The organism is Lutibacter sp. HS1-25, from assembly GCF_004121075.1.
Lineage (GTDB): Bacteria > Bacteroidota > Bacteroidia > Flavobacteriales > Flavobacteriaceae > Lutibacter.
Genome location: NZ_RHLN01000120.1, coordinates 1 through 1,113, shown reverse-complemented (window position 1 = coordinate 1,113; position 1,113 = coordinate 1). Strand labels below are relative to the sequence as shown.

Here is a 1,113-nt window from a genome sequence, read left to right as displayed (position 1 = left end):
TAAATAAACAATTTGCTACGGCTGAAAATTATCGTATTTTTAAACCGCACAAATCTTATAAAAGCCCGTTCCCAAAACATATCGAAAGTTTTCATAATTCGAACACCCAACAAATCCGTTTCCATTAGGATAATCCCAACAAACCACAAACATTCGTGCAGGTAATAAAGAGCTTTAATAGTTTATTTCAAAACCTCAACATTATTGCAATGTTATTTTTATATTTGAATAGCACAACTAAAATCCACGTTTATCCCAAAAAAGCAATACGGATAAACCAATATAATAGAAGTATATAACAAGTTGCCCAAAATAGCGGAGGAAACTCAGATTTAATAAATGAGAATAATTCTGAGGTTAAAAAAAGCGAAATTTCTGAGAAAAAGTTGAAACGAAAAAAGCTCAATGAAACGTAAAAAATAAACAATATTTAAGAATCTAAAATTAATCGAAAAAAGACGAATTTATTAATAACAAAAAATACTAAATGAGAAAAAGTAAAACTTCAAAGTGGATTTTTATTTCAATTGGTGGAATTGTAGTGGTTTTGATTAGTTTCACTTTAATCTATAGTTTATTAATTCCTGATGCTTGTTATTACCACACACACGAAATGAATTCATTAATGAGTTTTTTCTATAGTGCTGGACCAGCAAGTAACGGACATCCTGAGCCGAATATTTTAAATTTAATTTTATCATTATCCATTGGTGGAGTTATTGGATATAGAATTTACGAAAATATTGACAAAGAGAATTGAAAAAACGCAATGAAAAGTAAATTGAGAACTATTTAAAGAAAAATATAAATTTTAGAATGATTAGAACAAATTAACTAAAAGCTAAATTGGGCAACACCTCATATAATTTATGCTTACATTTGAACTAACACAAACGACAAACATTCAACTAACGATTTGCTACGGCAGAAAAATCTCCGATTTTCCAGTCGCACAAATCTTATAAAAGCCCGTTAGGCAATATGTCATCGGAATTCTTATTTTGAGTTATTTGATTCAAAATCATTTATTTGTCTGAATATTTGACAAAAAAGCTCATTGAAATAAATAGAATTGAGCAACGAATTCTATAAATATTTAAAATAAAATGACAA

The 1,113-nt window shown here is 28.0% G+C and carries 1 protein-coding gene; it reads left to right on the top strand.

Translation table 11 applies throughout. From position 1 onward, the window contains the following. Positions 1 to 487 precede the first annotated feature (487 nt). Positions 488 to 760, top strand: a complete 273-nt coding sequence (locus EC396_RS12825) for a hypothetical protein (RefSeq protein WP_129366945.1) — start codon at positions 488 to 490, stop codon at positions 758 to 760. Positions 761 to 1,113 lie beyond the last annotated feature (353 nt).

Excerpts from the sequence above, each read along its gene's own strand:
- EC396_RS12825 (WP_129366945.1), top strand. The coding sequence starts at position 488 with ATGAGAAAAAGTAAAACTTCAAAGTGGATTTTTATTTCAATTGGTGGA.